Source organism: Oribacterium sp. NK2B42 (assembly GCF_000424445.1).
Classification (GTDB): Bacteria; Bacillota; Clostridia; order Lachnospirales; family Lachnospiraceae; genus Oribacterium.
Window position 1 is genome coordinate 1 of record NZ_AUJX01000080.1, and the last position, 5505, is coordinate 5505.

The 5505-nt window shown below is 36.0% G+C and carries 6 protein-coding genes and 1 pseudogene; 3 read left to right on the top strand and 4 right to left on the bottom strand.

Annotated elements, in window-relative coordinates:
* Positions 1-240: pseudogene (locus G625_RS20175) on the bottom strand (hypothetical protein); the annotation flags it as partial.
* Positions 241-540: 300 nt separating this feature from the next.
* Between G625_RS20175 and G625_RS0114300 the strand changes: the two are divergent.
* From G625_RS0114300 to G625_RS0114310, 3 genes are all read left to right on the top strand, one after another.
* Entirely contained in the window at positions 541-1044 is a 504-nt protein-coding gene (locus G625_RS0114300; RefSeq protein ID WP_029201641.1) for a hypothetical protein, read from the top strand.
* A 53-nt stretch (positions 1045-1097) separates the two neighbouring features.
* The gene (locus G625_RS0114305; RefSeq protein ID WP_029201642.1) at positions 1098-1613 is read left to right on the top strand and encodes a glycosyltransferase family protein; all 516 of its coding nucleotides are present in this window, start codon (positions 1098-1100) and stop codon (positions 1611-1613) included.
* A 181-nt stretch (positions 1614-1794) separates the two neighbouring features.
* Positions 1795-2772, top strand: a complete 978-nt coding sequence (locus G625_RS0114310) for a glycosyltransferase family 8 protein (protein ID WP_029201643.1) — start codon at positions 1795-1797, stop codon at positions 2770-2772.
* A gap of 151 nt (positions 2773-2923) precedes the next feature.
* On the opposite strand, the gene G625_RS0114315 is transcribed toward G625_RS0114310, so the two are convergent.
* The 3 genes from G625_RS0114315 to G625_RS0114325 all read right to left on the bottom strand — a co-directional run.
* Complete coding sequence (locus G625_RS0114315; protein WP_029201644.1) at positions 2924-3871, bottom strand: LicD family protein; 948 nt, start codon at positions 3869-3871, stop codon at positions 2924-2926.
* Positions 3872-3897: 26 nt separating this feature from the next.
* A complete protein-coding gene (locus G625_RS20180) occupies positions 3898-5076 on the bottom strand; it encodes a glycosyltransferase family protein (RefSeq protein WP_044932941.1) in 1179 nt (392 codons plus the stop codon).
* A gap of 244 nt (positions 5077-5320) precedes the next feature.
* Positions 5321-5505, bottom strand: a 185-nt coding sequence (locus G625_RS0114325) for a transposase (RefSeq protein ID WP_029201498.1), incomplete at its 5' end; no start/stop codon positions are given.

The following is a 5505-nucleotide window of genomic DNA, read 5'->3' on the forward strand; positions in this document are numbered from 1 at the left end:
AAAACCGAGATCGTTATACTGTTGGTTCAGCATATGGCTCTCTATGGTCATATGCGTTATCTCATCTATGGTCGTCTTATCATCCTCGGGATGTAAGGCTCTATATAGTTGATATGTATATTCTACCTTACTAAAGAGGTTTGTAAAAACGGAAGCCTTAGCTGCCCATTTACTTTTCGGTTCATCATCCAGAAAGTTGTCTAATTCTAAGTCTTTTTCTGTATCAATTTCTTTTTCCAACTATATTTCCTTTGCTTTCATATTATCATTTTATACATGTATACACAATTTAAGTATTTTAAAACATACGCGCATCTTTGATCCCAAAAACCTTAACACACCATGAAGCATTTTCATATCGTCTAAATTCAGACTATATTTACTTTAAAGCGGAATGTCACAGGTCTATCTTATCGTGTATCAGTGTGGCTATTTGTGAAGTCATCTCTTATAAATACTCCGACTTTAAACGATATTAAATATTATAGAAATACTGACTGTTTATATTAAGTCCAAGGCATTTTTGCTATGGGAGTTTATATGAGAATCATATTGTTTTACTCAGGGATAGAATCCTTTAATCATTACACAGATGAGATAAATAAAGAGCTGCATTCATTAGGTCACGAAACATTCATTCTGGATCTACGGGATGCCAATAACACACCTGATCATTCTCTTAGAGACTTATATGAGTTCACAAAGGCACCGGTTGACGCTGCCATCGGCTATGATCAAATGCCCGCAATAGGGCCCACATATGTTGAATTATGGAATGAACTCAACATCCCTGTGGTCTCAATATTTGTTGACCCACCCTTTAGATTCGGTAAATATAATCGGGCTCTGCCAAAGGCTTACCTCCGATTCTGCTATGATGTAGAGGATGTCACATGGTGTATGCGTTTTTGCTCCGATACAATCCCCAATGTCTATTTCCTTCCCCATGCAGCTACCGTCCCTGACAAAGAACCGCCGTCATGGGAAAATAAAAATACGACATTCTGTTTTCCGGCACATACTATAAACCAGAAGGATATATAAGAACCATCAGAGAAAAATATTCAGGTGCAGTACAGAAGATTCTGTTTGATGCAATGGATTTTATGAAAGTTAATCCCTCATTTTCTCTTCCAGCAGCAGTTGACAGAATCTTGTCCTATGCAGACTACAATGCTGACGATCTAACCAGATTGTCTGTCATGGAATCAGGCGAGGAAGCTGACTGGTATATCAGAATGTACTATAGGGAAAAGGTTATTGATTCTGTTCTTAATTCCGGTAGGGATCTTTGGATAGTAGGTCGTGGATGGAATAATTACCCCAAGTGCAATCATCCTCATTTTCATCATATCTCGGAACGTATTCCATTTGCAAATTCCCTTGATATCATGGCGGATGCAAGAATAAATCTTAATGTTATGCCCTGGTTTAAGGACGGCACTCATGAAAGAGTGTTCAACACTTTTCTTCAGGAATCCGTTTCTCTGACCAATCCAAGTACTTACTTGAAAGAAAACTTTAAGGATCAGGAATCCATATACTATTATGAACTAACGGAACTAAACCATATTCCCGATATCATTGAAGAAATATTAAATAATCCCGAATAAACAAAAGCTATTGTAAAAAATAGTAAGTCTATAGTGCTTGATAAATACACGTGGAAACAGACAGTTGCAAGTATATTAAACGCTGTTAATGCATTTAAGGAATAAACAGAATAATATTTTGAAAAAATCATTCAGTTTCTAAAAGACTCCATGATAGGCTCATTCCAAGGGGTGTTACCATATGACAAAATCTATAAACATAATGACATCATCGGACGTTAATCTGCTTAGGTATATCACAGTTCAGTTACAATCTATACACGAAAACGTCAATGTACGACCTGTTAATTTCTTTCTGCTCCATAGCGGAATAAGCAAAGAATATCTAAAGAAACTATATAATCAATGTGAGGCATATGATAACATCTCCTTTTATGACATAGAAATCGAAAGCCAGAATGGTTTTGAAGTGCTGTCAAAACTTGGTGGCGGTTGGAACGATGCGGCATACTATCCACTTTTAGCTCATCGTTATCTGCCGAGCGACATTGATCGGATTATGTACATAGATGCGGGTGACACATTTATAGCTTCAGATCCTTCTGCATATTATGATGCAGATTTTCAAGGCAACGCTCTTACGGTAACTCCTATAAGATTTAAAGTTACGCCGGAAGGTAATCTTGCACTTTATTTAGAAAGTGATCTATCAAACATGGCTTTACTTCCGGGAATTGTAAGAGGACTTATGAATTCCGGCTCCTATGTTATTAATCTTAAAATGATGAGAACTTTAGACTTTGGAATAGCTGACTACACCAGTCTTGCGATAACCTTATCAAGAGTATTGGGCAAGAAAGAAAATGTTTACTGGGGTGACCAGGGTCTCCTGTCTGCTGCATTCGCAGGTCAAATGAACGTATTTGGTTTCCCCGAATATAAAGACCTTTATTATATGCCACATAACTTTTGCATGTGGTATTTTGACACTAAATCGGTCAAACCCGCTTATGAGCCCACGATAATTCACTTTGCCGGCAGCGAGAAACCGTGGAATATGAAATATCCCATACATACAAATCTTTTAAACAATAAGTCTGAAGTCACATTAAATAATCTGAATATTCTGAAGCTTGGACAGGCAGAGTACTATTATTTATGGCATGAGTATTCCATAAAAACAGACACGTTATTAAAAGAACTAGGTATAAACAATTAAGAAATCTACATAAACCTAATAACCACTATTTTTAAAAAAGAAAGTGTGCCAGAGACTCACTCACTGGCACACATTTTGTCTACTATAATTTATAGTTCTGTTTATATTATCAGTTCTAGTAATTCAAAAATTAAGATTATACTTAAACACCTTATAATTCTCCCCTCCAGTCATCAGGTATTTTAATATTTCCATTCTGGTATTCACTAAAAGGTGTATCAGGATCATAAAAGCTATTTTCATGTGCCGATCCTCCCTTTACATATTCCTTATAGTCTCCATATTCTGCAGACAATACATTATTCCATCCGGAAGGGACTGGCACCATCAGATTTTCAAAAGGTAGATATTTTTCTTCCTGCCACCAAGATAAATCATTATCACGTTTCCCATTTAGATTCAAATTTTCGATAAGATCACCAACAATATTACTTTTTCCCCACATTAAAAGTGAAAAATCCTCAAACATTCTGAAGCGTTCTTTCATCGGTAGATTACTTATTCTAAATAACAGCTCATCTTTCAAAATACTTTGACCATTAAATAATTCATTAAATATCTTTTTATAATTAACACCATGTATAAAACACAACCACAGTTCGGCTCTCATTCTCGATTTTATAGCCAATTCATTTGTACCATCACTCACAGCATCTAATGGAAAAATATCAATAGAAATACCCGAAAATACTCCATTTTTTCTCATGGACGGTTCCGCAATTGTTGTTCCAAGATCTCTAATCTTTGAAAAATATGATTTAATAACTGCTTCATCGTTATATGCATCCTCATATAGCAATCTTCTTCCTCTTAATTCCCTTCCATTAAAATAATCGCGAGCGTATCCCTCCATACGCATATACTCGTCACGTTTCATTACAATATCAATATCATCATCCCATGGTATAAACCCATTGTGTCTGACAGCACCAAGAAGTGTTCCGAAACCAACAAAATATTGCAAGGAAAACTCTTTAGCAAAAGTATCAAATTCCTGCAACATATTCAAAAGAACTGACCAACACTTTTTTCTCTTTTCAGTAACTCTAAAACCACATAAGATTTCTTCTTTATAAAATCCTTCATCGAGTCTTATCATATTCATACCCCTTGACTATATCTTTATCATCTCATCATAAGTTCCAACATCTGTCTGATTCTAGCATCAGTACCGTCTGAATCCATAGCGTGATAATAACCATTCCTGGCAATGATTTCTGCCTGATCGGGATTACTAAGCAACCACTTAATATCCTTTACTGCCTTTTCAACTTGATCTAGATCAAATAGCATAATATCGGTTCCATCAATATAATTCTTTTCAAGATAAGTCGAAGAATCAGATACACATACAGCCCCATTCATCATGCCGGCGAAAGGTTTCTCGCTGCTTCCTCTTTTAAACCATGGCATGATACTCAGGTCGATCTTGGCATCTCCGATAAGTTTATGGCACTCCATCGGGGAGACTCTGTCATGTATACGAATATTTTCAGAAAAAGGGTTTTCATCATCCTCCCATCCGTCTCCGTAAATGTCTACCTTTATACCGGCATCATCAAGTGCATGCATGATCAAAAGCTTATAGTGTCTTCTCACTATGTCTTCTATCTGTCTTGACACTTTTTCAATTATAAATAATTTGTATAACTCATCCTTACCACTTTTTGTTCCTGTCTCATCCAGATATTTTTTTACTGCATCTTCTGCTGTCAAAGTAGGATCATTAAAAATATAATTAATAGCATTTCTATACAATGCCGATCCTCCATCAGTAAAGCCGTCTACCTGTGAAACGGTATCATACTTGATCTGACAATTTCCACAGTAGAGTACATCTATGGATCTGTCCGAAAATGTCTTGATATCGTCACATACCTTTACCCCGCTATCGGGAAGAAATATTACTTCACTAACCTTCGGAAAATACTCATGTATAAAATCTACATGGTTTTCATCGAGACATATCACATGTAAATTATTTATTGGATACTCTAAATTATCATAATAATTCCTGGGATGATCCAGAAGAAAAGTATATTCAGGAATTCCATTCATTTCCCATACATTCATATTATCCGCGTCAGTAAAGTTTATTCCGCAGCAGTTGTAACATAGCACGCCACTGTTCCTGCTCTCTATAATAGCATCAAGCTCATCATCCAGACCCTCAAGGGTATCTACATTAACGACCTTTACATAAATATCACTGCATTTCCTTAAGGCAATTATCCATTGTTCTGTGAAGAAATTGATTAAATCGTTGTTCTCTTTCGACCTTGTTGTTACTATAATATTTTTCATTTTATTTTCATGACTCCCATTGCTATAAAACCATTTCTCATGACATGTATTCACGGATAAATATCTTACGATAATGATTATCCTGAATTATTCACGGAGGTATAAGTTCACTCAATTTAGCCTCTGCGGATAATTTTAAAAACAACCTTAAAAGAATCAACAGTTATCTACCGAAAAAAGGGCGCAAAAATCCCGTAATCGTTGGAAAGAAATCCTTTTAAGCTGTCAAAGTTCCACTAAGTTGCTATTCCAACTCAACTTGAAGTTGCCTGATGTTTGAAAGTGTCTCAATGAACTCTTCCTGATATGGACAACTGCTACAGAGTTTGAATACCATGTATCTTGCTGATCGAACTACTTTTGCAGCTATTTTGATCAGCTTCATACGGATTGTATCTGCCTGAAGTTTTCTGAACTTCATTGGGAGTA

Coding starts and splice junctions, on each gene's coding strand:
- G625_RS0114300 (WP_029201641.1), top strand. CDS start 541: ATGAGAATCATATTGTTTTACTCAGGGATAGAATCCTTTAATCATTAC.
- G625_RS0114305 (WP_029201642.1), top strand. CDS start 1,098: ATGGATTTTATGAAAGTTAATCCCTCATTTTCTCTTCCAGCAGCAGTT.
- G625_RS0114310 (WP_029201643.1), top strand. CDS start 1,795: ATGACAAAATCTATAAACATAATGACATCATCGGACGTTAATCTGCTT.
- G625_RS0114315 (WP_029201644.1), bottom strand. CDS start 3,871: ATGATAAGACTCGATGAAGGATTTTATAAAGAAGAAATCTTATGTGGT.
- G625_RS20180 (WP_044932941.1), bottom strand. CDS start 5,076: ATGAAAAATATTATAGTAACAACAAGGTCGAAAGAGAACAACGATTTA.